Origin of the sequence: Rhizobium acaciae (assembly GCF_025941625.1) — a bacterium.
GTDB classification, from domain to species: domain Bacteria; phylum Pseudomonadota; class Alphaproteobacteria; order Rhizobiales; family Rhizobiaceae; genus Rhizobium; species Rhizobium acaciae.
The window spans coordinates 52,086-74,430 of sequence record NZ_JAPCZO010000014.1 but is presented as its reverse complement, the minus strand read 5'-3'; the positions used below and the strand labels follow the sequence as shown (position 1 = coordinate 74,430).

At 59.3% G+C, this 22,345-nt stretch carries 27 protein-coding genes and 2 pseudogenes; 10 read left to right on the top strand and 19 right to left on the bottom strand.

Annotated features, from left to right (window positions below; all coding sequences use genetic code 11):
* Positions 1 to 150: 150 nt before the first annotated feature.
* Both OLZ32_RS22245 and otsB read right to left on the bottom strand, forming a co-directional pair.
* Positions 151 to 1,035 carry an AraC family transcriptional regulator gene (locus OLZ32_RS22245; RefSeq protein WP_264422604.1) on the bottom strand — a complete coding sequence of 295 codons (885 nt, stop codon included), beginning with the start codon at positions 1,033 to 1,035 and terminating at the stop codon, positions 151 to 153.
* 200 nt (positions 1,036 to 1,235) lie between these two features.
* Positions 1,236 to 2,015 (bottom strand): trehalose-phosphatase, encoded by a 780-nt coding sequence (gene otsB / locus OLZ32_RS22240; protein ID WP_264422602.1) that lies wholly within the window; start codon positions 2,013 to 2,015, stop codon positions 1,236 to 1,238.
* A 123-nt stretch (positions 2,016 to 2,138) separates the two neighbouring features.
* Here otsB and OLZ32_RS22235 point away from each other — a divergent pair, with 123 nt between their 5' ends.
* From OLZ32_RS22235 to repC, 5 genes are all read left to right on the top strand, one after another.
* On the top strand, positions 2,139 to 3,224 hold the full coding sequence (locus OLZ32_RS22235; RefSeq protein ID WP_264422600.1) for an ROK family protein: 1,086 nt from the start codon (positions 2,139 to 2,141) through the stop codon (positions 3,222 to 3,224).
* Positions 3,225 to 3,935: 711 nt separating this feature from the next.
* Complete coding sequence (locus tag OLZ32_RS22230; protein ID WP_264422861.1) at positions 3,936 to 4,253, top strand: hypothetical protein; 318 nt, start codon at positions 3,936 to 3,938, stop codon at positions 4,251 to 4,253.
* Positions 4,254 to 4,544: 291 nt separating this feature from the next.
* Positions 4,545 to 5,762 (top strand): plasmid partitioning protein RepA, encoded by a 1,218-nt coding sequence (repA, locus tag OLZ32_RS22225; RefSeq protein WP_264422598.1) that lies wholly within the window; start codon positions 4,545 to 4,547, stop codon positions 5,760 to 5,762.
* Positions 5,759 to 6,748 carry a plasmid partitioning protein RepB gene (gene repB / locus OLZ32_RS22220; protein WP_264422595.1) on the top strand — a complete coding sequence of 330 codons (990 nt, stop codon included), beginning with the start codon at positions 5,759 to 5,761 and terminating at the stop codon, positions 6,746 to 6,748. The genes repA and repB overlap by 4 nt, the downstream gene beginning before the upstream one ends.
* Positions 6,749 to 6,947: 199 nt before the next feature.
* Positions 6,948 to 8,255, top strand: a complete 1,308-nt coding sequence (gene repC / locus OLZ32_RS22215) for a plasmid replication protein RepC (RefSeq protein ID WP_264422593.1) — start codon at positions 6,948 to 6,950, stop codon at positions 8,253 to 8,255.
* 67 nt (positions 8,256 to 8,322) lie between these two features.
* On the opposite strand, the pseudogene OLZ32_RS22210 reads toward repC, so the two are convergent.
* From OLZ32_RS22210 to OLZ32_RS22180, 7 genes and pseudogenes are all read right to left on the bottom strand, one after another.
* A pseudogene (locus OLZ32_RS22210) lies at positions 8,323 to 8,729 on the bottom strand (transposase); the annotation flags it as partial.
* Between the two features lie 197 nt (positions 8,730 to 8,926).
* Complete coding sequence (locus OLZ32_RS22205) at positions 8,927 to 9,313, bottom strand: type II toxin-antitoxin system VapC family toxin (RefSeq protein WP_003555238.1); 387 nt, start codon at positions 9,311 to 9,313, stop codon at positions 8,927 to 8,929.
* On the bottom strand, positions 9,310 to 9,558 hold the full coding sequence (locus OLZ32_RS22200) for a type II toxin-antitoxin system VapB family antitoxin (protein WP_003555240.1): 249 nt from the start codon (positions 9,556 to 9,558) through the stop codon (positions 9,310 to 9,312). The genes OLZ32_RS22205 and OLZ32_RS22200 overlap by 4 nt, the downstream gene beginning before the upstream one ends.
* A gap of 118 nt (positions 9,559 to 9,676) precedes the next feature.
* Positions 9,677 to 10,819 carry a site-specific integrase gene (locus OLZ32_RS22195; protein WP_264422590.1) on the bottom strand — a complete coding sequence of 381 codons (1,143 nt, stop codon included), beginning with the start codon at positions 10,817 to 10,819 and terminating at the stop codon, positions 9,677 to 9,679.
* On the bottom strand, positions 10,816 to 11,145 hold the full coding sequence (locus tag OLZ32_RS22190) for a hypothetical protein (protein ID WP_264422588.1): 330 nt from the start codon (positions 11,143 to 11,145) through the stop codon (positions 10,816 to 10,818). Before OLZ32_RS22190 ends, OLZ32_RS22195 begins: the two co-directional genes overlap by 4 nt.
* Before the next feature lie 11 nt (positions 11,146 to 11,156).
* Positions 11,157 to 11,534, bottom strand: coding sequence for a type II toxin-antitoxin system VapC family toxin (locus OLZ32_RS22185; RefSeq protein ID WP_264422586.1), 378 nt, complete (start codon positions 11,532 to 11,534; stop codon positions 11,157 to 11,159).
* Complete coding sequence (locus tag OLZ32_RS22180; protein WP_264422584.1) at positions 11,531 to 11,821, bottom strand: type II toxin-antitoxin system Phd/YefM family antitoxin; 291 nt, start codon at positions 11,819 to 11,821, stop codon at positions 11,531 to 11,533. The genes OLZ32_RS22185 and OLZ32_RS22180 overlap by 4 nt, the downstream gene beginning before the upstream one ends.
* Before the next feature lie 352 nt (positions 11,822 to 12,173).
* Between OLZ32_RS22180 and OLZ32_RS22175 the strand changes: the two genes are divergently transcribed.
* A complete protein-coding gene (locus OLZ32_RS22175) occupies positions 12,174 to 12,512 on the top strand; it encodes a hypothetical protein (RefSeq protein ID WP_264422582.1) in 339 nt (112 codons plus the stop codon).
* Between the two features lie 6 nt (positions 12,513 to 12,518).
* Here OLZ32_RS22175 and OLZ32_RS39580 read toward each other — a convergent pair.
* A pseudogene (locus OLZ32_RS39580) lies at positions 12,519 to 14,185 on the bottom strand (IS66 family transposase).
* Positions 14,186 to 14,407: 222 nt separating this feature from the next.
* On the opposite strand from OLZ32_RS39580, the gene OLZ32_RS39260 reads away from it, so the two are divergent.
* From OLZ32_RS39260 to OLZ32_RS22145, 4 genes are all read left to right on the top strand, one after another.
* Positions 14,408 to 15,085, top strand: coding sequence for a hypothetical protein (locus OLZ32_RS39260; protein ID WP_319641132.1), 678 nt, complete (start codon positions 14,408 to 14,410; stop codon positions 15,083 to 15,085).
* A gap of 73 nt (positions 15,086 to 15,158) precedes the next feature.
* Complete coding sequence (locus OLZ32_RS22155; RefSeq protein WP_264422576.1) at positions 15,159 to 15,839, top strand: helix-turn-helix domain-containing protein; 681 nt, start codon at positions 15,159 to 15,161, stop codon at positions 15,837 to 15,839.
* A 402-nt stretch (positions 15,840 to 16,241) separates the two neighbouring features.
* The gene (locus OLZ32_RS22150) at positions 16,242 to 16,754 is read left to right on the top strand and encodes a hypothetical protein (protein ID WP_077994549.1); all 513 of its coding nucleotides are present in this window, start codon (positions 16,242 to 16,244) and stop codon (positions 16,752 to 16,754) included.
* Between the two features lie 2 nt (positions 16,755 to 16,756).
* The gene (locus OLZ32_RS22145; protein WP_264422572.1) at positions 16,757 to 17,449 is read left to right on the top strand and encodes an NYN domain-containing protein; all 693 of its coding nucleotides are present in this window, start codon (positions 16,757 to 16,759) and stop codon (positions 17,447 to 17,449) included.
* Positions 17,450 to 17,456: 7 nt separating this feature from the next.
* Here the strand turns inward: OLZ32_RS22145 and OLZ32_RS22140 are convergent, their stop codons facing one another.
* The 9 genes from OLZ32_RS22140 to OLZ32_RS22100 all read right to left on the bottom strand — a co-directional run bounded on the left by OLZ32_RS22140 (position 17,457) and on the right by OLZ32_RS22100 (position 22,279).
* On the bottom strand, positions 17,457 to 18,368 hold the full coding sequence (locus tag OLZ32_RS22140) for a restriction endonuclease (RefSeq protein ID WP_264422570.1): 912 nt from the start codon (positions 18,366 to 18,368) through the stop codon (positions 17,457 to 17,459).
* Complete coding sequence (locus OLZ32_RS22135) at positions 18,365 to 19,267, bottom strand: nucleotide-binding protein (protein ID WP_264422568.1); 903 nt, start codon at positions 19,265 to 19,267, stop codon at positions 18,365 to 18,367. Before OLZ32_RS22135 ends, OLZ32_RS22140 begins: the two co-directional genes overlap by 4 nt.
* Positions 19,267 to 19,551: a hypothetical protein gene (locus OLZ32_RS22130; RefSeq protein ID WP_264422566.1), complete on the bottom strand. Its 285-nt coding sequence runs from the start codon at positions 19,549 to 19,551 to the stop codon at positions 19,267 to 19,269. The genes OLZ32_RS22135 and OLZ32_RS22130 overlap by 1 nt, the downstream gene beginning before the upstream one ends.
* A 101-nt stretch (positions 19,552 to 19,652) precedes the next feature.
* The gene (locus tag OLZ32_RS22125; protein ID WP_264422563.1) at positions 19,653 to 20,135 is read right to left on the bottom strand and encodes a tyrosine-type recombinase/integrase; all 483 of its coding nucleotides are present in this window, start codon (positions 20,133 to 20,135) and stop codon (positions 19,653 to 19,655) included.
* The gene (locus OLZ32_RS22120) at positions 20,135 to 20,554 is read right to left on the bottom strand and encodes a tyrosine-type recombinase/integrase (protein ID WP_264422561.1); all 420 of its coding nucleotides are present in this window, start codon (positions 20,552 to 20,554) and stop codon (positions 20,135 to 20,137) included. The genes OLZ32_RS22125 and OLZ32_RS22120 overlap by 1 nt, the downstream gene beginning before the upstream one ends.
* A 49-nt stretch (positions 20,555 to 20,603) precedes the next feature.
* Complete coding sequence (locus OLZ32_RS22115; protein ID WP_264422559.1) at positions 20,604 to 21,077, bottom strand: hypothetical protein; 474 nt, start codon at positions 21,075 to 21,077, stop codon at positions 20,604 to 20,606.
* The gene (locus tag OLZ32_RS22110) at positions 21,074 to 21,580 is read right to left on the bottom strand and encodes a hypothetical protein (RefSeq protein ID WP_264422557.1); all 507 of its coding nucleotides are present in this window, start codon (positions 21,578 to 21,580) and stop codon (positions 21,074 to 21,076) included. Before OLZ32_RS22110 ends, OLZ32_RS22115 begins: the two co-directional genes overlap by 4 nt.
* Positions 21,581 to 21,707: 127 nt before the next feature.
* Complete coding sequence (locus OLZ32_RS22105) at positions 21,708 to 21,944, bottom strand: hypothetical protein (RefSeq protein ID WP_264422555.1); 237 nt, start codon at positions 21,942 to 21,944, stop codon at positions 21,708 to 21,710.
* A gap of 62 nt (positions 21,945 to 22,006) precedes the next feature.
* Positions 22,007 to 22,279 (bottom strand): hypothetical protein, encoded by a 273-nt coding sequence (locus OLZ32_RS22100; protein ID WP_264422553.1) that lies wholly within the window; start codon positions 22,277 to 22,279, stop codon positions 22,007 to 22,009.
* Positions 22,280 to 22,345: the final 66 nt, after the last annotated feature.

Below are 22,345 nucleotides of genomic sequence, written 5' to 3'. Positions count from 1 at the left end.
GGTCGCGCCTGTCCCGGCGGTTTGACGTTTTTGAGGACAAGCGTATCTGATCACGAGCCGCTCATCGCGTGCCCCGCGTTCAAGTCAGTGTCAGTTTTCGTTCCTCCTCCTCGTCCTCCCTCGTCCCCTGGACGTGCTCGTTCGGCTCCTCTAGGCCGCCTTTGCCACGTTGATATTGTCACCCAACAACCGTCGGAAACGGGAAGGCGTCATGCCTTTTTCCGCGAGAAACTGCCGGTTGAAGTTAGACAGATTGTTGAAGCCGACCTCGAAGCAGATATCGGTGATCGATGCGTGGTCATCGCTCATCAGGATCTGGCAGGCGAGATTAATACGCAGGCGTTTCACATACTGTACCAGCGACATGCCGGTATGGCGTCGGAATGCGCGCGAAAAGGCGCCGGTCGACTGTTCGGCGATCGCCGCGAGATCAGCTTCGTCGAAGGATTTCGTCAGGTTCTCCCTGATATAGGCGAGCGCCTTGTTGATGCCGGCCGACATGTAGCCCGATGGATCGGGCAGATAGTTCGGGCTGGCGAGAAGCTGGGAATCCTGCGCCCGGCTGAGCAGGCCGATGATCATCATGAAGAGTTCGATACGACGCACGCCGTGTGCCTGCTGCACCTCGTTCATCAGGGGAGCAACCTGCCGGCTGGTATCGGCGCCGAAGAGCACGCCGCGCCGCGAGGCTTCGAGAACAGGATCGAAGGGACCGAGTTCGGCAAGCACCTTCATCGTGCCGCTGATGAAATTCTCGCTGAACTGGATGAGCTGGCATCGTAGCGGAATGCTCGATCCTTTCGGGACATCGCTGATCCAGTTATGGGGAAGATTAGGCCCGGCAAGCACAAGGTTTCCCGGTTCGAATTCGCCGATGAAGTCGCCGACGAAATAGCGTCCCGTTGTCGCCACGACGAGATGAAGTTCATATTCTGGGTGAAAATGCCAACGAACCGTATGATAGGGATAGCCGTGCGCCTTCGTTGCGAAAGATTCGCCGGGCCGGATCTGAATGACTTCCAAGTCAGGTTCCATTGTCTCCTCCTCCAAGGACGGTTCCAGGCCCGCCAGCCAAATTGCCTTTTTGGCTTTATTGTTGAAGGGGAGTGTAATGGGCTCATGTCACGCCCGCCACCACGATTCCCGGCTAAAACCGATACTTTTTTGACAATTGACGCCGCGCAGCCGGTGTAAAGACGACAGCAATTCGCATGCACATCGTCCAACGGTGTGCCTCAGGCCGCCAAGGCGGCAATCACGTTTCTGACCAGCGCAGAAGAGGATAGCCGGCTCGTGGCGCAGCTCGGAGCGCCGATCGCGCCGACGCGCACGGAAACGCCACCACGCGCATTGGCGATCGCAAACATCGACTCGTCGGTCAGATCATCGCCGATGGTAATCGGGGAGCGGTTCTTGAACGGGTCGGACTGGAAGAACCGCTCCAGCGCATCGCCCTTGCTCGACCGGGCCGGACGCAGCTCGAACACCATCTTGCCAAGCTGCAATGCCCAGTTCGGCCCGGCGAGCTCCGCATAGTGGTGCATGCGCTCTTCGAGCACCTTTTCATATTCGGGCGCCAGCCGGTAATGGGCGGCAACGGCCGCGCCCTTGTCCTCGATCAAGACGCCAGGATAGTGCTCGGCTTCTTCGGTCAGCGCATGCTTCAGCGCCTGAAATTCAGGTGTCGCCTCGATCGTCTGCATTCCAGCGGCGTTCCTGATTTCCGCGCCGTGCAGGCCGGCTGTCGGAAATGCAAAGGGCTTGAACAGCGCGTCTGCATAAGCAAGCGACCGTCCAGTGACGAGGGCCAAGGCGCCGCCGAGCTTGTTCGACAGGCGATGAAGTTGTCCGGGAAGCGCCTCCGGGACCTCGATCGCATCCGGTGTGGGCGCAAGATTGAGCAGCGTCCCGTCGATATCGAGAAACATCGCCCAGCGGTCCGGCTCCTCCAAGACCATTGAAAGCATTTCCTGAGTAGCGTCGTCGTCCTGCACGGCATTCTCCAAACTCTGCAATCATTGAAGCTAGGTCGCCAGTCGGCGAGGGCAAGGTGATTTTCAGAGTCCGGAACATCCAGAGGATAGTTCGCGTTGTATCTCGCCGCCCGTTTGAGCACTCGCGCCGTAGAAGGTACATTGATGGCCAAAAGCAGTTCCGATCCCCGTGATGAGGTCAATGCCCCGCTGGCACATGGCGCTTTAAACCTGCCACTGGTGACGATTGATGATTACAACAACGAACTGCGTGACAAGGATGGTTTCGTTGGCGACAACGCAAACAAGAAGACGTTCCAACAGAAGCTCGACGACTGGAGAAAACGCATCCGCAAGGTCGGAGACGACCCAATCGGCAAGACCGCGACGGAGAGACTCTCCAAGAAAAAAATCGACGCTATTTTGAAGGGCGATGATTTGGCGGCGGCGGCGTTGGTCATGGGGGCAGTGGAGGATTTTGCGCAAGACTTTGCCGATGTGATAGGCAAGTTTCTGAAGGACAAACGCTGGGGAAAGACAGAACGTATCGTCGTTGGCGGCGGCTTCCGTCGGAGCCACTTTGGCGAATTAACAATCGCCAGGACCATGGTCATTCTCAAAGCGGCCGGCGTCGACGTCGAAGTTGTGCCGATCGTTCACCACCCCGATGAGGCCGGACTGATCGGTGCGATCCACCTGATGCCGCGCTGGATGTTCAAAGGCCACGAGGCGATCCTCGCCGTCGATATCGGAGGCACGAACGTTCGCGCCGGCGTCGTTAATTTCGGAAAGGACGACGTGCCGAATTTTGCGGATGCAAGCGTCTGGGAATCCGCCATCTGGCGTCATGCCGACGATGAGCCAAGCCGCACCGCCACCATCGAGAAGTTGGCCGCAATGTTGCGGGATCTGATCGGCAAGGCCGAGAAGGCCAATCTCAAGCCGGCGCCGATCATCGCGATCGCATGCCCCGGCATCATCAAAGCCGATGGCTCCATCGAACGCGGCGGACAGAACCTGCCGGGCGGAAACTGGGAGAGCGACAGCTTCAACCTTCCCGCCGCACTGATGAAAGCCATTCCTGAGATCGGCGACGACAGCACATTCGTGATGATGCACAACGATGCCGTCGTGCAGGGATTGTCGCAGATTCCTTTTATGAACGACGTGTCGAGATGGGCGGTGCTGACCATCGGCACGGGGTTGGGCAATGCGCATTTTACCAATCGCGAGGGAACGAAGGCGCGGTAGTGGATTGCCTGCCTCGCGCAACTCTGCAGGCAAGGAACGCGGGATCGACCGCGATGCGGGCTCGGCCGCCGCCATGCCGCATTATGGTAAATAGCAGGTAAACAAGAAGGAATTTCGTAGACGGAAGCGAAATCGCCAATAGGTTCCGCTAGGAAGATGGCCGCTTTGCCGAACAGGAGTGAGATCTGGTTGATCAGGCTAGGGTCAAAACGTCTGCGATACCAACGTATGATCCCGACTGGCACTATCAATCTTACCCGCCACGACCTGATTCGCCTAGCATACGCTGTTGTGATCTTCGCGGGGGATGACACCGCCGAGATGTCGGAAACCTATTCGCGCACCACTGCCGGCATCTGATCGGACTGGTGTCATCGGCCCGGCCCGGTGATCGATCGGATCTCGGGACAAACGCCCCCCCACCTTTCAACGCCCCCTGCCCTCAGTATTCTGCCGACTTAGACGGGCAAGAAAATCCAGGCCACACCTCCCCTCCCCCGATAGCACGCAGCAACAACGCTCCGTGGAGTGAGCCTCACACCAGCATCTCAGAATTCCGGCGATGCCGCATGATCGGAGACAGCGCCGGTTCGCGGCAAAGATTCACCTTCGCATGTCAGGCCGCACCTGCGCGGCACTCTTCGATCTCCGCGGGTAGAAGCGATCCGAGACGGCGAGCGTCGCTGCCGAAGGCGCATTTCAGAGCGGCGCTTGAAGATGGAGGTCTCCCCTCCCCTTTCCAGCGCGGCATCGGAAAAGATGGTGATAACGCCGGCGGGCGGTTCTCGGCAGGTTCAAATTGCGCTTATTTCTACGGCTTCACGCAATCGATGCGCAGACGAAAGATGGATCATGAACTTCAAGGGAATAAGCGCTCCGCTCAATGCCGGCCGTCTCGAACAAATGCTGAGCCTTGCTCAGCCACGCCGCGTCGCCGAAACCCAAGACGCAAATGACAAAGCCTCCGGCAGCGAATCCGTCCGCGGGCTGGAGGTCGAAAGCCTGTGCCGTTCGTCTGCCTATAAATGAGAAACGGATTGCCTGATCCGGTATGCCCAAGCGGCGGATGTTGTCTTCCAATGAGTCGGTAATGGCGTTCTGCCGTGTTAAAATATGCTGAGATGCGCTAAGGGTGGCCGTCGATGGAGGCGGACATGGCGCCATTGTCAGCTGACAATGACGCTAAGATTCCGGAATTCCACATGATTTTTTCGTCGAATCCGGTTTGTTATCCATTGGCTAACCAAGAAATCGCTTGACGGAATCGGCAGACTCACGATCATTTGCGCAAAATGACCCGATTTATCAGGATTTGCGTGAATGCCGACCAAGGCCGCGATTGTTGAGAAAACCAAGAGAGCGAGTCGAGTCTCGATCGACGAGACGATCGCGCGGGACTCGACGATGCTCAGCAGCCAATTGCAGGTGCTGTTCGAGCGGTTGTTTTCGCCCGACGCCCGCAAATCGCTAAGGCGGTTCAGCAGCACCGAGACTGCCAAGCTGCTCGGCGTCACCGACAGCTATGTTCGCCACCTCGCCGCCCAGGTGGAAAGCATCAATCCCGAAAAGACGGCAGCCGGTCGACGGGTGTTCTCGCTTGAGGAAATTCATGCGATGCGCCACCATCTTGGGCGCACCAAACCCTCCTATCTGCCGATGCGCCGGCCGGGCGATCATCTCCAGGTGATCGCCGTCACCAATTTCAAAGGTGGCTCCGGCAAGACGACGACATCCATCCACCTGGCGCAGTTCCTGGCTCTTCGCGGCTACCGCGTGCTCGCCGTCGATCTCGATCCGCAGGCATCGATGTCGGCGATGCTCGGATATCAGCCCGAATTCGACGTCGGCGAAAACGAGACGCTTTACGGTGCCATCAAGTATGACGAAACGCGCCGCGACGTAGCCGACATCGTTCGCCAGACCTATTTTCCGGGGCTCGATCTCATTCCCGGCAATCTCGAACTGCACGAGTTCGAACACGATACTCCAAAGGCGCTCGCCGACACCAACCGCGACGACAAGGACATGTTCTTCATGCGGGTCGGCAATGCGCTGCATTCGCTGGAGCAGAGCTACGACGTGGTCATCATCGATTGCCCGCCGACCCTCGGCTTCCTGACACTGTCTGCCCTCTGCGCCGCCACCTCCGTCCTCATCACCGTCCATCCGCAGATGCTCGACGTCGCGTCGATGAACCAGTTCCTGACGATGACCTCCGACCTTCTGGCCGTGGTCAAGCAGGCAGGCGGCAATCTCGATTATGATTGGATGCGTTATCTGATCACCCGCTATGAGGCGAATGATGGACCGCAGGCGCAGATCGTCGCCTTCCTGCGCAGTCTGTTCGGCGAGCGCGTGCTGACCTCGATGATGGTCAAGTCGACAGCGGTCTCGGATGCGGGCCTGTCCAAGCAGACAATCTACGAGGCGGGACGCGAGACGATGCATCGCCAGACCTATGACCGCGGGGTGGAATCCGTCGACAGCGTCAATGCCGAGGTCGAGCAACTCATTCGCAGTGCATGGAGCAGGACATGAGCCCAAAAGGACGAGACATTCTGAAAAGCATGGTCGGCGGCGTCGAGCCGACACGGCCGGAGGTGCCGAGCGTGCAACAGCCGCATCGGCCATCGGGAGCGGTCAAGGCGATGAACCTGTCGCTTGGACGGCTGGGAGAGGAAGCAGCCGCCGCCAAGGCGCTGCGCGAATCGCTGGCCTCCGGCGACAAGGTACTGGAGATCGATCCGGCTACCGTCGAAATGTCTTTCATCCGCGATCGTATCCCGGTCGACAAGGATGCCGAGTTCGAGCGATTGAAGCAGTCCATCCAGGAAAGCGGACAGCAGGTTCCGATCCTGGTGCGGCCGGACCCGGCAAGGGCCGGGCACTACCAGGCCGCCTATGGCCACAGGCGCCTGCGGGCGGCAGCGGAGATCGGTGTTCCTGTTAAGGCCGTCGTGCGAAAGCTCACGGATGAAGAGCTGATCCTTGCACAGGGTCAGGAAAATGGCCCCCGTGTCGACTTGAGTTTTATCGAGCGGGCACTGTTTGCACGTCGCATGGATGAACATGGCTTCAGCCGCGACATGATTGCCAAGGCGCTGGCGACAGACAAGCCGGAAACGTCAAGGCTGCTGCAGGTGGCTCAGACGATCGACCCCGAGATCATTCTCGCCATCGGGCCGGCCCCCAAGGTCGGCCGTCCACGCTGGTTGGCGTTTGCCGAAAAATTCAGGGAGACAGGCGGACAGAAAAAGGCGCGGGCCGCCATCAGTGCCGCCGGTTTCGACGCGTTGGAGACCAACAGCCGCTTCGATGTCATCTGGAAGGCACTGGAGGAGAAGAGCGCACCGCAGCGGGCCGAGCAGACGCTCCGGACCCAAGGGGGCGCGCCGCTTGCTTTGGTGGCCCGCTCCGGCAAAACCTTTCGCATCACCGTCAGATCGGCGGCGTTTTCGGAATTCCTGGCTCAGCGGTTGGTAGGCCTCGCCGCCGAGTTCGAAGAGGAAAATGAGGGAAAATGAGGCAGTTAGACCGGTTGTCAGCTGACAATCCGGATAGGAGATAACGCGCAAAAGAAAAAAGCCCCCGAACGTCACCGTCACGGAAGCTTTCCTCGTAGTCTTGAACACCTCCGAGAATCGCACTTCCGAGAATCGCTGTCAAGAGTTTTTGGCGCCGTTTTGGTGAGCGGATTTCTTTTGCCTCGTTGAGGTGGAAGATATGGAAACCGGAAGTGTGACGACGCCCTTTGGGCGGCGGTCGATGACGCTCGGCATGCTCGCAAGCCAGGTCATGGCCGGAGAAATCAAACCGGATCAGTCGGTCGATAAGTGGAAATTGTTTCGCGCGCTGTGCGAAGCAAAGCCGCTGCTCGGCATCGGCGATCGGGCGCTTGCCGTGCTCAACGCTCTTTTGAGCTTCTATCCGAAGAATGAGCTGGCCCAGGGAAACGGCTTGATCGTCTTCCCGTCGAATATCCAGCTTTCGCTCAGAACGCATGGCATGGCCGAACAGACTGTGCGGCGTCATCTCGCCGCGCTCGTCGAGGCGGGTCTTCTGGTACGCAAGGATAGCCCCAACGGCAAGCGTTACGTCCGCAGGGACAGGGCAGGGGAGGTCGATGAGGCGTTCGGCTTCTCGCTGGCGCCACTGCTTGCCCGTGCCGAGGAGATCGAACAGCTCGCGGCCGAGGTTATGGCTGAGCGGCTGCATGTCCAGCGTCTGCGTGAACGCATCACCCTTTGCCGCCGTGACATTGCAAAACTGATCGAAGCGGCCGTTGAAGAAGAGATCCCTGGGGATTGGCAAGACCTATACCGCGAATTCCGGGACCTGATCGAAAGCCTGCCGCGATCGCCGACGACAGCGCAGCTTGAACTGTTGCTCGACGAATTGACGGCCCTGCGCACAGATATTCTTAACCGGCTGGAAAGTCGGGTTAAATCAGCAAAACAGCGCGGCAATGCCGATTATATCGAGCGTCACATACAGAATTCAAATCCCGAATCTAAATCTGAACTTGAACCAAGCTTCGAAACGAAGCAGGGCGCGATAGCTGAGCCAGACAACGACCGAGGGGCCGTGACGGCAGAGAAGGGAAGGGGTAAGGCAACCCATCCCTTCCATCAGATGGAGGAAGAGCAAAGTCGACGGCCGGGGGGCCGCAACGATGGTGGCGGACTGAAATCCTTCCCACTTGGCCTGGTTCTGCAGGCCTGCCCGGAAATCCTTGCCTATGGGCCGGATGGCGCAATCCGCAACTGGCGCGATCTGATGGCCGCAGCCGTCATCGTTCGATCGATGCTGGGCGTCAGTCCATCGGCCTACGAAGAGGCCGCCAATGTGATGGGTCCGGAAAACGCCGCGACCGTAATGGCATGCATCCTGGAGCGAGGCGGCCACATTAATTCGGCCGGTGGCTATCTTCGTGGCCTGACGCGGCGAAGCGAAAAGGGCGAATTCGCGATCGGCCCAATGCTGATGGCGCTTCTGCGGGCAAATGCGCCGGCCGGGCGGAAAGTTGGATAGGCCTTCGGCTCCGTGCGGGCGGCGCCGATAGATAGCTAAGCTCGGGCAAAACTCTGCAGGCTGCTACGAGATTATCCATCACGACGATGTCGCCGGGTTTGAGCACTGGTACGAGTTGCTGCTCGACATAGGCGCGAAAGCACTCACCGTTGATCGAGTCCATCGAAGACACAGGGTGCGGTGAGCCGATCGCAGCGCAACGCGCCGAGGAAAGTCAGGGTGCGCCAATGTCCGTGCGGGGCGAAGCTGCGCAGGCGTTTGCCCTTCGGCCCCCACCCTCGAAGCGGCGCCATGTTGGTCTTAATCCAGGTTTTATCGATGAAGACCAGCCGTCTTGGATCGAGGCCAGCCTGCCAGGATCGCCAGCGCTGTCGCCGTCGCGCGACGTCAGCGCGCGCCTGCTCAAGGGCGAACAGTGTTTTTTTTGAACCGCAATCCCTCACGCCGCAGGAACTGCCACACCGTATCGTGGGATAGCTTCACCCGTGACATCGATCGGGGCAGCGGAAAATCTTCTCGTGCCAAAAAGAGGCCGAAGAGGGTGCCATCCACCAAGCCGGCTGCGCCGGACGCAACAACGGGCGAAAAGCCATCGCGGCAGCGGCAGGGGAGGGGCTCATTCGCAGGCGGTAGGGCCTCAACTTCTGACTGCAGTCTCTCTTCCGCCATGATCACGCCGCCCGGACATCGGTTTGAGCGAAATCGTTGCCCTTGAACAGCAGCGGCTCGCCGGACGCTTTCGCCAGAGCATAGGCAAAGCAGTCGCCAAAGTTGAGACCGGCCTTGTGACGACCTTTTCCGAAATCGAGAAACGCCTGCCTTGCCAATTCGCCATGCTCGAGCGTGACAGGCTCGATGATGATGCCGGCGCGCCGGAAGAAGGCCTCGGCCTGGCGCATGCCGTCGGGGCCGAGCTGACCCTCGACCACCATCGACAACTCGACGTAATTGGCGACGCTGATCCGCGTGAGCTCCGCGTCATGGATGATCTTAACGAAACTCGCCGCCTCGGGCTCACGGTAGAGGATTGCGACCAGCGCCGAGGTATCGATGATCATTTCGGCAGGCCGTTCTCGTCGTAAAGGAACTCGGCATGGTCGACATAGGGGCGTTTGACGTGCGCTGCGGCGCGATCGGCGATCGCCAGGAGCTCCTCGACGCTGGCACGCCCCTTTCGCCGTTCGATCTTCGCGAACCGCTCGCGCAGCGCCTCGGTGACAACGCGGGTCATGCTTTCTCCCGTGGCGTGGGAGATCGCCTGCGCCAAGCGATGGGCTTCCGGATCCTTGATGCTGAGGCTCATTCCGATAACTTCTGTCTAGAAAAATAGCGTTCTTTCTAGATTTCTACGCGCAATCTTCTTCATTTTCAAGCCTGTCGAATAATGTCCGATAAATTACCGGACATTTAGATGGAGCCACCTAGAGCATTCGAGCAGCGCGACCGCTTCGCCGCGTAGCGTTGTTATAGTAGCTGGATGCCTGCTGCACAGAGCGGTGGCGCGATTGCTCCATGGCTTCAGGAAGCGGGATGCCGCGGTTCGCAGCCTCCGTCAGATAGCCCGACCGAAGGCCATGCGCCGAAAACTCCCCAGGCTCCAACCCAGCTGCTGCCACCCGCCGCTTGACGATATCGTTGACCGCTTTTGGGTCGAGCGCCCGTCGGGATACATTGCCCCAGCGATCGATCGCTCGAAACACGCTGCCGCCATCGACTTTTGCAGCCGTCAGCCAGGCGTTCAGCGCGTCCACCGGCCGGCCGGTCAGATAGACGACCTCGTCCTGGCTGGCACCGGAATTCTTGGTGCGGCCAAGATGGATGGCGAGCGAGGGGAGGGCGATGTCGTCCTCACCGGTGACCGGCGCCTCGACCGTCAGTTGCTCCCGGCGCAGACCCGCGACTTCGCTGCGACGACGACCGCCGGAGGCGAAGGCGACCATTAGGATCGCCCGATCGCGAACGTCGCGCAAACTGTCACTCCTGCAGGTCGCGAGCAGCCTGGCCAGCACCTCGCCGGTGACCGCCTTGGCGCTCTTGCGAAGACGTTGTCTTGGCGCGGCTCGGACCGCCAGCCGAATGGCTGATTTGAGGGCAGGGGAGGTGAAGGCGCCGTCGAGGCCGCGCCATTTGGTCAGCGTCGACCAGTTGGCGAGGCGCCGACGCACCGTGTCGGGTGCGTGTGGCCCCAGAGACCTCAGGAAGCCGCCATCGCGCAAGACGTCTTCGACATCGGCCGGCATGCCGTGCTCGGGGTCGTTTTCGCGCCGTTGCGGATCCCACAGATGGTGGGCGACAAATTTAAGCAGCAGCGCCTCCGCCGCTGGCCAGGGCAGGGCGCTACCCGTCGCCGCAAGCGACCAGGCTTCGAGATAGGCGAGGTCGGAGGTCAGTGCCCGCAGCGTGTTGTCGCCCATACCGGTATTGACGAGATGCCGCAGCGTCTCGACATCCTGGTCGGTCAACAGCTCGGCGAGCTTGTCACGGCGGTCGCTCGGCAGCACGGCTGCGATGGTGTCCAGGGCCTCGGCGCGGCTGGTGACGGATGCAGAATGTGTGACACTCATCGCGGCGCGCCGTCTGCGTCGTAGAAGTCATCGTGCGCGGACGTCAGATCCACGCCTTTCGGCCTGCCTGTCGCGGCAATAGCCCAGACATCATCGAGCGAAGAAGGTCTTCCGGCCTCGGCGATCCTGCTGGCTGAAGCGGCCGCTACCCCGTCGCCAAGGCTCTTCGTAGGCTGGTCAGATCCGAGAACAGGGCTCGAAGAAAACGCGGTGAGCCTTGCAACAGGTCGTCCGTCCCGGCACACATAGACCTCGTCCTGACAGGCCAATTCGATGAGCTCCTCCAAGCGTTCCGCGGCTTCCTCGACATCAGCGAATATCATCATCACCAACCTCCCTACCATACCCGTTCGTGCAGCACCGCATCGAAGGCGATGTCGAGCGACGCGAAGGTGCAATGTTCCAGTCGCGTCTGGGCGGCGAGAATGCGGTCCCCGGGATCACCGTGATCCCAGTCGAAGCTTGCCGCCAGTTCGGCGTGCAGATCGGTGACGGCAAGCGTCTGCAAGCCACTGGCCGCGATGGCAGCGCGCAGTTCCTGCGGCTTCAAGTCGAGCTTCTTCAGGCGTATCTTGTTGTCGAGTTCGTAGAAGGAGACGGCGCTGACGAGGACGGTGTTGGCCTTGTCCTCGATCAGCGATCGGGCCGTCGCCGAAAGCCGTTCACTGCCGATTGTCCACCAGTAGACAGCGTGGCTGTCGAGCAGAATCTTCATGGCTGGGACTGGCGGTCGAATGGACCACCCTGCCAGACGCCGACATCATCGTTCCAGTCGCCGGCGTCGATTGCCGCCTGCTCGGCATCGACCTCGTCGAACAGGTCGTCGGGCAGGCCGCGCTGGCGCAGCAAGCCGAAGGGGCGCTTGCCGCCATCGGCTGGGCCGATGCGGGCATAGATCTCGCTGCCTCGCATGATAATGATTTCTTCGCCCCGGTTGGCGCGCTCGAGCACCTCGGCGAAATTTTTCCGCGCTTCGCTGATCTTGTAGCTGGTCTGGGACATCGTGCGCTCCGATTTTGCCTCTCGCGCTGCACGATAGCACCGTAAACCCCTGCGTACAATCCATCTGTACGTATCACTTCCGATAATTGGTACTTATCGGAAGTGAGGCACAGCCTTGAGCAGACTATTCAGTAACGGATGCTAACTCTGAGATAGCGTCCGTTTAACAAATCATTTACCATGAATTCAATGTGTTATGATTTGTCTAACCTGCCCATCACTAGCCTGCTGCGGGTAAGTGGGGCAGATTTGTTGGCGGTGCCGGTTTGTCAGGCAATTGTGTCGCTGACCAGCTTCTATCATAATCCGCTTCGTCCTTGAAGAAGACTCCGTTTTGGGGTGGAGCCGTGCCATGACCGACATCGATATCGACGCGCTCAATGAGACCGAACTGCTGGCGTTGAACGAGCGTATCGTCGAACGGCTTCATCTTCTGCATCGGCAAAAGACAGATCAGGCATTGCAGCAGATCAAGATTGGCAGTGCCGTGATGTTCGACGCGCCCGACGGCAGAAAGATTACGGGTGTCGTCATCCGTCGCAATCGTAAAACCGTCACGATCCATACCGACGACGAGAGGCACTGGAACGTCTCACCGACGCTTGTCAGGCTGACCGGTCGGCATGCTCTGGATGAGGTGGCGTCCAAGGACGGGCGCGTGGTGCCATTTACGAAGCCCGGCAGCCGATAGCAGCGCTTAGGCTCTCGCCGCGATAAGGCCTGCCAATTGTGGAATGGCCTCGCCACCAATGCCGAGCCGGTCGCCAAGATAGTCGTAAAAGGAGATGCCGAGCTTCCGGCAAGTCTGCATCAGACCGAGCATGGTATCGCGTGCAATGCGACCGTCTCGGCTCATCGTGCCGCCAGAGATCTTTCGTTTGGTAACAAACGTCCGCAAAGCGCTCTCCGATGCGTTGGTGTGCAGCGGAATGTAGGGATAGTCGAGCACCTTCAGTAGCTCGTTCTTCCTTCGATGCAGCCGCTCGAGAAGCTTGTCGAGGGCCTCATAGCCGGTGCGCAGGGTGAAGATCCGATCGAACCGTCGTCGGAATGCGGGAGCGGACGCTGGGATAGGGTTCTGCTTGTAGGCTTTCAATGCCTTGTAGTATCGCCAGATAAGATCGCGAACGACTGTGGCCCATCGCTCCTCCTTTGCGATGGCCGGCATCAACTTTTGCACCAGACGTTCCGCATGGACCCAACACAGGGCGTGATTGCCGACGCGGAACTGGCCGGCATCGTCGGACACGATGACCATGTCACCCACCAGACCATGATGGCGGATGGCACCCCAGAGCCCGGCTTCGGCAAGCAGGCCAACGGCTTGCGTATCAAAGATGTCGACGCCCTTGCCAGCCAGATGTGTCATGAACGGAACCTGGTTGCAGAAGTGTTGCGGTTCAAAACTCCTCAGTCCGGCAGTCAACGGTGGGGCGCCATGGCGTGCTTCCAGATAGTCGAAGGCCGCGTCGTTCAGCACGTAGTCTTGGTAGTTGCCGCGTAGCAGCGACAGGAAATTCAGACGTGATTTCGATTTCGTGGTGCGGAAGACGCTAAAGTTCGGGTGCCGCCGATGTGTGTGGCGTAACCATTATTATGGGAATGCCGAGCGCCAGTGTCGTCAACCGTCACATAAGATGACGACACAAGACCGGCATGCAACACCGCCGCATCCTCGGCGGCAAAGCCATCCAGTTCCTTCGTCAAAAGCCGCACCACCTGACGTTTCGAGATATCGAGACCGATGTCGTTCAGCAAGGTTGTCAGCCGTCCAGTCGTTACCTGCCCTTGTGCATGGAGCATCAGGCAAAGCCGCCTGAGGTTGACGCCGTAACCACCGATGATCCCCTCCGGCAAGGGTGCGAGCACCGTCTTTCCATCCGGGGTCACCCAGCATTCGCGACGGTAATGAACAAGCTCCGCCCTCACCACCAGTTCGCGAACATAGACGCTTCGGTATCCCTTGAAGCGCGACCCGGCTGGAGCATCGACGCGCAGGACTTCCTGCCGGCTCACCTGCTTCACATCCATCTTTGGGCCACGCCGCTTTTTCTTCGATACCGAAATGTCGCCGGGCTTGATGTCGGTTGCCTTTTCCATGCCGGAGGAGCGAAACGGTGGCCGAGGTGGCAGGTTCTTCAGCCGGGCGATCTCGTCGCGCAGCAGCTGGTTCTCGACCTTCAGGCGCGTGTTCTCCAGCCGAAGGGCGGCGTTTTCTTCGCGCAGTTGGGCGGTCTCGGCCTCAAGCTTCTCAAGTCGGGCTTCCGCCTGCTGCGACCTATCCAGCAAACCCGTCACCAGACTGCGCAACGCATTCAGTGAAAGCGTGTCGGCATGCTCGGGGGAGGGGAGCCGTCTCTTCATGGCAGAATCGAATCATGATTTGCCCCAGCGAGAGAATCCCTCAGCTGACAATCAACTCTCAAAGCGCAGAGTTATGCACACTTCTATGCCCGCTCAGCAAAACGCTGCCACCGATTTTGCCCCACGTACCTGCTGCGGCCGATTTCCGACGTCGCATCCATTTTGGTGCGCCTGGGTGAGCGCATTATTCGCTCGCCGGTCGGCGCCGGATGGATCGAGCGCATGCATTTTGGCGACGCCTGCGCCTCGCTGTGGATCGACGGTGAGCTCGTGCATCTCGAGGACCTGGTGCTGCACGACGCCCACGCGGATATCCGCATGCCCAGCCACGAGCTGACGATTGCGCGCGACGTGCTCAGGACACGTCGCCGGATCGCCGCCCATCCCCCCGGATGGGCGCTCAGTCCGGCGGGGCTGCAAAGCCTGCGCAGGCAGGAGGCGGACATCGCCGCGGACGGTGGCAAATCCGATGGCGTTGTCTCGACGGTTCGGAGCACAGCTTTGTTGGAAACTGCCGGGGGAGGGGAAGTGCATTCTTCCACGGCCGAGCACGATGATCCGCCGTCCGTGCAGCTCGCGGATATCGACGCCTTGCTGGCGCACTCGGAAGCGGTGATCGCCGAAGCCAAGGCGCCCGGCCGAAACGGCGAAGGAGAAAACGAGGAACTTGACCACGACCGCAGACCCGAAACATACCTAACAGGCGGGTCAATTCTCGGTGGAAACGCCGGGTCAGTTCTCAGTGGCAATCAACACCATGTTGGTCTTGTGAGCCCCGGTAGCGCCTCTGCATGCAAGCGCCCGGGGCATTGCTATTCCAGCCCAGACCCACTACTGTCGTGCATATGGCACCTTGATGTCGCCAGATGTCGTGCTGGTGTCGCCTCCATTTCATGGTAGTGTCGCCTTCATGACGTCGGCGCAATTTAGAAAGGCATCCATGATCTCACCATCAATGAAACGGAGGCCGAACATGGCGCTTGATGGTGAAAAGGTGAGGCAGCTGCGGCTGGCCAAAGGTATATCGCAGGAACGCCTGGCCCTGCTATGTAATGTCAACAAGCGTACTGTTCAACGGGCCGAGACAGGTGCTTCGGTTGCGTTGGAAACGGCGGCCTTTATCGCCGAGGCCTTGAGTGTACCCGCCCTTTCGCTTCGCGCGCTGCAGCAGATCCAGACCAATCCCGAACAGAGGGCGGCGGGTGAGGTCATTCTCGTTCCGGTCAATTCGGGGCGCAGGATCGTCGATGCGATCAGATTGAGCTTTGAAACGAAGCTGACGTTTGAAGTCGAGCCGACCAGGGACAACGTCAATCTCCTCGGGAAGATTGCGGAGCTGCTCGAGCCCATGGTTCCGAACATATGGGCTGATCCTCATGACGAATATAACCCGACCTACGCGGAAGTCATTCAGAAGCAAGCGGACGTCAACGAGATCCTTCCCACGCTCGCTGCGATCGGTATCAACGTATTTCTGGGAGCCTACACCGCCTCACGCCAGCATCCGCGCTATGATATGGATGAAGGCCACAAGTATGTGACCGACCGGACGCCGTTCGAACCTGCTGAAATTGTCCTGGTGGTCATCAGCGACACCACGGCAAGCCATCTGGTGCGCCGGCCGGCTGACATGGTGGACGACATACCCTTTTAAAAAGCCAAAAGCCGCTTCGGATTGCTCCTCTGCGGCTCTTGGACTAACAGCATAGCTGCTAGTGGTCTCAGTCACTATATGGGACAGAACACCAATCCTGTCAAAGGTTGCCCCCTCTCCCGGACCCTCTCCATTCGAGCACAGGGGAGCACGTACTAGCACTCAGGGATAACAGGATAACACGGGAGCACAGGAAATTTCCTGTAACCGACTGGAAAACCTTGCTTTCCCTTCCTATCTCAACGTCTCAATACCTCTGACTTGACGATATATCGGCAAAAGATTATCCATGAATGGGCGATATATGCGGAATCAAAAACGCTGAGACGATAACTAAGTACTTGAAATTACTACATAAAATAATTATATCTAGGCTGCGAAATTTATTGAAAGGAATATCATATGGCGCCCGCCGTTAAGAAGAAGATCGAAGAGAAGCAGGCCGAGCTGCGCCAGCAGGTGTTCGGTACGGTCGACCCGACCGATGTCTGGAACCGGAAGACCGCCAAGGGCTTCACGACCATCCCCCGCACCATGCCGCTCCTCGGATCCATCATGGATGCCCTCTCGGGGAAGGGCAAGCCTGTTTCGTCGACTTACCTCGAGCTGTGGTGCCGGAGCAACGACGACGGCTTCGTGACACTCAGCAAGCAGCAGGAAATCGCGTTTGCCTCGGGGTTCTCGGGGCTGCGCGGCGTCTCGACCTGGAAGGAACGCGTGCGCAAGCTCGAGGAACTTGGTTTCATCGCGACCAAGCCCGGTGTGTCGGGAAGCCTTCACTATGTGCAGATCTGGAACCCCTATCTCGTTGTCAGCCAGCACAAGACCAACGGCACGGAAGGTTTTCCGGCAGACCGTTTTCACGCCCTCTACGAGCGGATGTTGGAGATCGGCGCAACGGATCTGGAGATCTGACCGTGCGCGCCATCTTCTATATCGACGGATTCAACTTCTACCACGCGCGCCTCCGCAAGAACCGCCAGTTCCGTTGGCTGAACGTTCATGCGTTGGCACAGGCACTTGCCACGGCCGACGATCCGAACACCACCATTGACTTGGTCAACTTCTATACCGCTTACGTGTCGGGCAAGATCGATCCGGCTGCTGTGGGCAAGCAGCAAGCCTATCTGGCTGCGCTGAAGTCGACGGGCGCCATTGCGATCCATTCGGGGAATTTCACCATCAGCAATAGGTGGGTCAAGCTCGTCCACCCGCCGATGGCAAAGCCTGACGGCTACGTTTGGCCTCAACCCTATCCGGAATTCGTGTATGTCGCCACGCCGCAGGAGAAGGGAACGGACGTCAAGCTGGGTGTCCACCTGGTGCGGGACGCGTTCCAGAACGCCTTTGATGTGGCTTATGTGCTCACCAACGATACAGACCTGGTCGAACCGATCCGGATCGCGACTGAAGAGCTGGGCAAGACGGTCGTGGTCGTCGCTCCGGTGCTGCCGCAGCAGGCCAATCGTCCGGTGCCGGCGCCGTCGTTGACAAAGGTGGCTTCTAGGATTGCCTACATCACCGACGCTGACCTCGCGGCAGCGCAGTTCGCCGATCCTCTGCCGCGCGACAAGATGAAGCCTCTTACCAAGCCGGCGGACTGGGTTTAGGCGGGGTCTACGGGAATAGCTCGCGGACCGATATGCACACATGGCCCGTCTCTACAGCATGACGGGCCTTGCGCGAGATCACCTGATCGAGCGCCAGCCCACGGCTCAATGTCTCGTGGAGATCATAACCGTTCATGCAGATCAGGCTTGTTTTTCCGCGACTAAACGCATCCAGCCCGTCCGGACTGAAGCCGGTGTAGCTGATAAAAAGCCCGCGCGACCAAGTCGGACGGCTGCTGAGTTTGCCATTCAGGATATGAAGATCCGCCGCCGGCGTCAGTCCATTATGCCACTTCGCCTCGAGTAAGTAGGTATCGGCGCCGAGTTCAAAGCTCCCGTCGATCTGTTCGCCAGTTCGGGGCTTGAACGACGCGCGTGACATCAGGCCATAAGCGTCAAAGAGGGCATGGAGGAATTTCTCAAACGCATATCCGCGCTCCTGCGGCTGCAGGGCGGCAAGGTCGCGCAACTGGCCGGCAAGCTCTGCCAACTTGGCGGGGTCGGCGGCATGGGGTTGGTTCCGTGGAGACGGGGTAGGGGTGGCGGGTGAACCTGTCAGCGTGGCGAGGAAGGCAGGATCCAGCAGATCCGGGATCTTGAATCCTACGCCGGGCAATAAGGTGTTGAGCTGATCGATCTCGGCCCGTGTCAAGGGCTCGCGCCGGCCGCGCCACGTCATCGACTGGGTGACGATCTCGAGGATGAGGGGGCAAAATAGATTACGGTGATGTTCCAAGGTCAGCGTAAGCAGGCGTGTGAGTGCCGGCGATTTGCTGCCCGGCTGCCAGAATTCGCCTACGCCGACCTTTTGCGCGGCCAATGGGAACGCGGTCGCATTGTTGCCGCTTCCGGGCAGAAACTCATAAAGCAGCTGCGCGAGTGAGGCGACGGTACTGGCCTCCTTGAGATTTAGCTTCATCGGGGCTTCATGACCTTGTTCCAGTCGATGGAGTGACCGGCGGCTTCAAGCTCGCGGGCCAAACTTGCCCTCCAACCGCCATTGTCGTCCATAGGCTCCCATACGACGCCGGCGAAGTCGCTGGGGATCTCGACTTGCCCCCGTTTCAGCGCACACACATTTTCACGTCCAAGATGCGCCATAAAGTACCCCAGCTCGAGCAGTACGTTCTGCCGGGCACGGGGCTCCGGTGTACCGCCTTTGACGCATCCTTCATCGTCGGGGGTCAGCAGGATCACGGCGAAGCTCACGTCGTGATTGGCTTCAATCTTCTCGATGATGGTCCGGCTGCGGTTGGCCTGTTCGTGAAGAATGACGGGATCGAAACCGATCTTTTCGAGGAACCGGGCGACGGCCTCGCGGGCCTCGCCGTCGTGGCCATGAACCACAAACACCCGATTGGTGAGAGGACGGACGATTTTGGCCATGGTTTGTCCCTGAGAGAGAACATATGTCTTATAGTCACGGTTGAACGGAACGATGACCTGACGGGTCACAGCGTGGACGTTCTTCATGATGCTGCTGCCGGCGTAGAAATAGGTATGTCCAAAATCGGCCATCTCATGCGCATTCTCCGCGAAGCGGAAAATCAACAGCAGCGTCAGACCAAGCACCTTTTCATGCTCGTCGGGCCATGTGACGCTGTCGCTACCCATCATGGAGCCGCTGCGCTCTTGGCCGGCAAGGAATGCCTCGAGATCCAGACCTTCCATCAATTGGGCATTGGCCTGTTCAAGATCGGGGCTGCGAAGCAGACGCGCCAATGTCTTGAGAGGCCGATCGTAGCTTTGAAGCTGGGCATTCTGCAGATCAAGGACGGCGTTGTTGATCTCGGCAAACAGGTCACTGTAATTCGGCATTATGCGTTATCACGTGCTGCGCGTGCTTCAGCCGCCTTGTCGAGAATAGCCTGTCGATAGGTGTCCTTCATCTGCTCGATGATTGAGGCGGCCATAGAATTTGAGGCATAGTGGCCGGCCTTCTGATCGATCATATTCTCGACGTCACTGATTGCACTCTCAATGCTTGCCGGATCACTCGGATCGAATTTGACCTGGCCAATTTCGCCGTCCAGCCCGCCGATCACCCGCTGCAGCTGGTCTAGCTCCTTCGTGATTTTGTCTAACCCGGTGATTTTAAACATGGTTTTCCTCCTGGCCGTCGCCCGATACTACATTACATAGTAGTGGCCTTCAAAGACCTTCGCGCAATGTCCCCATGTTGCTTAGGAAATTTCCCGCAGACTTAGATCAAGATCCGTTCGACTTCATCGAGGCTCACCTCGTCACTGCGGCGATCGTAGAGCTGGGTGGTACGAGTCGACGAATGATTAGCGATGTTGGCAGCTTTCTCGAGCGTGCCGCCGTTCTTGAGATAGGCAGTGATACCGGTGGCCCTGAATGTGTGATTGCACACGGCTGTACTGATTCCGGACGCCGTCGCCCGGCGCCGGATCATCATGTAAGCGTTGGCCTGGGGGAGGGCATTGCCAGACAGCTGGTCGGTGCCCCGCTTGAACGTCTGGAACAATGGCGCTCGCGGCGTGTCCTTCAGACCCGCCGCCGCAATATAGTCGTCGAGGTAGCTTTCCAGCGTATGGTGGCAGGGCAGTTCGACCTGCTTGCCGCCCTTTTCATGCAGCCGCACCCAAAGACGGCAGCTCTGCGGGTAGACGTCCTGCACCTCCATGCTCGAGGCGGCGCCGATCCGCGCAAAGGTGTAGGTCATCAGCCCGATAAAGCCCGATCACGCTTGCCGATCAGGGTATCGGCCGGGATGCTGTCGAGCAGCTGGCGGGCCTCTTCCGGCGCCAGCACCGGCGTCTTGCCGCGTTTGCGCGAATGTTTCGGGCCGCGGACGGAATGGGCCGGGTTGGACTGCATGACATGGCCGATCACCAGCCAGTCGAACTGGTGCCGCACGGCGGCCAGGCGCTGCTTGGCCGTCGGCGCGGCGTGGCTCCTGGTCAGCTCCTCGACCCAGCCGGCGACGTGGATGGGCGTGATGGCGTCCAGCAATCGGGCGCCGCTCTGTTCGCACCAGCGCAGGAATTCCACCGCCGCCTTCGTATAGGAGCGGCGGGTGTTGGCATTGCGGATCTGCGCGGCGAAGAATTCCAAAAACTTCAGCCGGCTGGATTCCGGCAAGGCCTCCACTATGGCGGGAAGCGGGCCCCCTTGGGAAAGACGAGCTGATTCATAGTGGGTCGTCCGGATCTGTTGGCTGATTGACCCATTCCGGCTCGAACGCCGGCGCCGGGCAGTTTCCCTGGCAGAGGATCTCGAGCTTGGGGGTCCTTATGCGGAAAAACGTTGCGTCATCTCCCAGATGCGGAATGAATCGGCGACGAAAATTGCCCTCGACCGGCGTGATGTCGACGAGCTCTCCATGCGGATCGCGCAAAACGGAATGTGCAGTGTAGCCGCGAAGATCTCCGCAGCCGATATGGGCCAGCCATCCGCGCACCACGGCATAGCCCTCATGATGGGCGACCCAGTAATCCACATTGGCGTGACACTCGGCCACCTTCGGCGTCCAGTCTCCGATCGACGCGTCGGGCTCGTATCGGACTTCGACCGCCGACCCGCTGCGAGCGCAAATATCGCGTTCGTAGTCATCCCGCTCCATGATGGCAGGCAAACCTGGAGAACACACAGCTGGCTCGCTCATGGCTGACCCCGAAAGTTCAAGACCGATGCCCGGACGTATTGCGGGATGTTGAGGTAGGCCACCCAAGCTTGCTTGCCTTTGTGGCCGCGCAGTTTCACCTCGCTGGTCAGCGGGTTTTCCGCCGGGTTGCCGCAGTCGGGAACAATGTGGATCGCGTGGACGATCTTGTTGCAGGCTTCCCGGAAGCTGAGTTTTTGCGAGCCTTTGTCCTCGAGCACGTCCGGCTGCAGCTCGCCGCATGCGGCATCGGCAATTTTACGCGCTTCGTCCGCGGCGCCCGTATGCTCCAGCTGGATCCGGTTGGCGATCGCCGTGCCGATCAGCAGATGGATGATCTCGTCGACGAACAGGTCGTTGCGCATCAGCCGGAGCGGATCCTTCCGGTCGGCGCCGGCCAGGTCGAAAATCCGCTCGTCGCCGGCGAACAGCAAAAACAGCCGGTAGACGTCTCTCAAGGCGATCGCGGCGTTCAGTTCGAAATTGTTGCGGCCGTTCGGAACCATACCCTCTCTTCCTATCTATGATTGGGATTGCGGATCTGCACCGTGAAGAATTCCATAAACCTTAGTCGCGCAGGTTCGCTCGCAACAAGGGCGAAGGGCAAGACGGCCCGCGTGACCAAGTCCACGCTCATGAGCCTTTCGTAAGAAATCCTGCCGCCACGGCAGCTTTTTCCAACTGATCGCCAATATCCAGAAGCTCTTTTAGGGCTTGAAGGTGATTGTCGGAAATCACCTTGTCCAGCTCGCTATTGCTGACCCCATAGATGGCGCGGAGCGCAGCACGATCAGACATCTGGTCTGCAATCCGCTGCAGTCGTTCGCCAGCGGCTGCGCTTCTGGCGAGAAGGTCTTCAATCTGGCTCAAATGATCCTCCCTCTATCAATGATAAAGGACATTATCACAGATAATCAGTGCGTTGGGACCAATTACCCATCCGGGTCTTCGGTTCGAATCCGTTCAAGCTGCACAGGTCCCCAGGTATGCTCGGTGGGGCGCGTGAAGATCATCGTCGGAAAAAAGTCAAAGACCTCCCTGTCTCCGTAGAGGTGGCTCAGATATTGCACATTGCTTTCGATCAGATCAGGCAGACCGTGATCGAGCGGCCTTGGATAGATGCGCGACAGCACCGAAATTGGAATCCTGATCTTGTTTGAATGCTCGAACGCCCGCAGCCTGTCCTGATAGGCCGCAACGCGCATATCGGCGATCTCGGCGCGCGCTTAAAAGCTCGGCGGCCGATGCCGGGAGGCGCCCCGAGGGCCGCT

Coding starts and splice junctions, on each gene's coding strand:
- OLZ32_RS22125 (WP_264422563.1), bottom strand. CDS start 20,135: ATGACCTACACCTTTGCGCGGATCGGCGCCGCCTCGAGCATGGAGGTG.
- repA (WP_264422598.1), top strand. CDS start 4,545: ATGCCGACCAAGGCCGCGATTGTTGAGAAAACCAAGAGAGCGAGTCGA.
- OLZ32_RS22115 (WP_264422559.1), bottom strand. CDS start 21,077: ATGAGCGAGCCAGCTGTGTGTTCTCCAGGTTTGCCTGCCATCATGGAG.
- OLZ32_RS22175 (WP_264422582.1), top strand. CDS start 12,174: ATGACCGACATCGATATCGACGCGCTCAATGAGACCGAACTGCTGGCG.
- OLZ32_RS22235 (WP_264422600.1), top strand. CDS start 2,139: ATGGCCAAAAGCAGTTCCGATCCCCGTGATGAGGTCAATGCCCCGCTG.
- OLZ32_RS22200 (WP_003555240.1), bottom strand. CDS start 9,558: ATGAGCCTCAGCATCAAGGATCCGGAAGCCCATCGCTTGGCGCAGGCG.
- OLZ32_RS22130 (WP_264422566.1), bottom strand. CDS start 19,551: ATGTTTAAAATCACCGGGTTAGACAAAATCACGAAGGAGCTAGACCAG.
- OLZ32_RS22135 (WP_264422568.1), bottom strand. CDS start 19,267: ATGCCGAATTACAGTGACCTGTTTGCCGAGATCAACAACGCCGTCCTT.
- OLZ32_RS22150 (WP_077994549.1), top strand. CDS start 16,242: ATGGCGCCCGCCGTTAAGAAGAAGATCGAAGAGAAGCAGGCCGAGCTG.
- OLZ32_RS22205 (WP_003555238.1), bottom strand. CDS start 9,313: ATGATCATCGATACCTCGGCGCTGGTCGCAATCCTCTACCGTGAGCCC.
- OLZ32_RS39260 (WP_319641132.1), top strand. CDS start 14,408: ATGCATTTTGGCGACGCCTGCGCCTCGCTGTGGATCGACGGTGAGCTC.
- OLZ32_RS22180 (WP_264422584.1), bottom strand. CDS start 11,821: ATGTCCCAGACCAGCTACAAGATCAGCGAAGCGCGGAAAAATTTCGCC.
- OLZ32_RS22190 (WP_264422588.1), bottom strand. CDS start 11,145: ATGATGATATTCGCTGATGTCGAGGAAGCCGCGGAACGCTTGGAGGAG.
- OLZ32_RS22185 (WP_264422586.1), bottom strand. CDS start 11,534: ATGAAGATTCTGCTCGACAGCCACGCTGTCTACTGGTGGACAATCGGC.
- OLZ32_RS22140 (WP_264422570.1), bottom strand. CDS start 18,368: ATGAAGCTAAATCTCAAGGAGGCCAGTACCGTCGCCTCACTCGCGCAG.
- repB (WP_264422595.1), top strand. CDS start 5,759: ATGAGCCCAAAAGGACGAGACATTCTGAAAAGCATGGTCGGCGGCGTC.
- OLZ32_RS22155 (WP_264422576.1), top strand. CDS start 15,159: ATGGCGCTTGATGGTGAAAAGGTGAGGCAGCTGCGGCTGGCCAAAGGT.
- OLZ32_RS22245 (WP_264422604.1), bottom strand. CDS start 1,035: ATGGAACCTGACTTGGAAGTCATTCAGATCCGGCCCGGCGAATCTTTC.
- repC (WP_264422593.1), top strand. CDS start 6,948: ATGGAAACCGGAAGTGTGACGACGCCCTTTGGGCGGCGGTCGATGACG.
- OLZ32_RS22195 (WP_264422590.1), bottom strand. CDS start 10,819: ATGAGTGTCACACATTCTGCATCCGTCACCAGCCGCGCCGAGGCCCTG.
- OLZ32_RS22100 (WP_264422553.1), bottom strand. CDS start 22,279: ATGCGCGTTGCGGCCTATCAGGACAGGCTGCGGGCGTTCGAGCATTCA.
- OLZ32_RS22110 (WP_264422557.1), bottom strand. CDS start 21,580: ATGGTTCCGAACGGCCGCAACAATTTCGAACTGAACGCCGCGATCGCC.